This window comes from Erythrobacter sp. CCH5-A1, from assembly GCF_001557115.1.
Taxonomy (GTDB): domain Bacteria; phylum Pseudomonadota; class Alphaproteobacteria; order Sphingomonadales; family Sphingomonadaceae; genus Erythrobacter.
The window spans coordinates 1-513 of record NZ_LSKQ01000300.1 but is presented as its reverse complement, the minus strand read 5'-3'; the positions used below and the strand labels follow the sequence as shown (position 1 = coordinate 513).

Genomic DNA, 513 nt, shown 5'->3' with positions numbered 1-513 from the left:
CGCTTATCGAGGCACTGCCGACACATACGGTCAGAAGTGAAGACCAGATCAGGTACCAGCAATTCTCGACGCCCGCAGACCTCGCAGCGCTTTGCGTGATTTTGGCGCAACCGCTCGCAACCGATATCGTTCTTGAACCGAGCGCGGGACATGGCGCTCTCGTTGCAACTCTGCCCAATGTCAGCGCATTGCATCTCAACGAAATCGACCCGCGCAGGCGTGAGAAGTTGGCCCTGCTGTTTCCTCAGGCCACCACAACAGGGATCGATGGAGCCATGCTGGCCTCCCATCTCGACGCGGCAGTGCAGCCAAGCCTGATCCTGATGAACCCGCCGTTCTCCCGGTCAATGGGACGAGGAGCAGACGAGTTCGCAGCGGTGCGTCACCTGCGCGCTGCCATAACGCGCCTCAAGCAGGGGGGGCGGATCGTCGCGATCATGCCGGACTGGTTCACGACGAGCGCAAAGCTTGCGAAAATCTACGAAGACACCTTTGCCTCTTGCACGGTCCGCA

Annotated in this window: 1 pseudogene; it reads left to right on the top strand. The window is 60.2% G+C overall.

Going from position 1 to position 513, the window contains the following annotated elements:
* Positions 1-513: pseudogene (locus AX708_RS18515) on the top strand (methyltransferase); the annotation flags it as partial.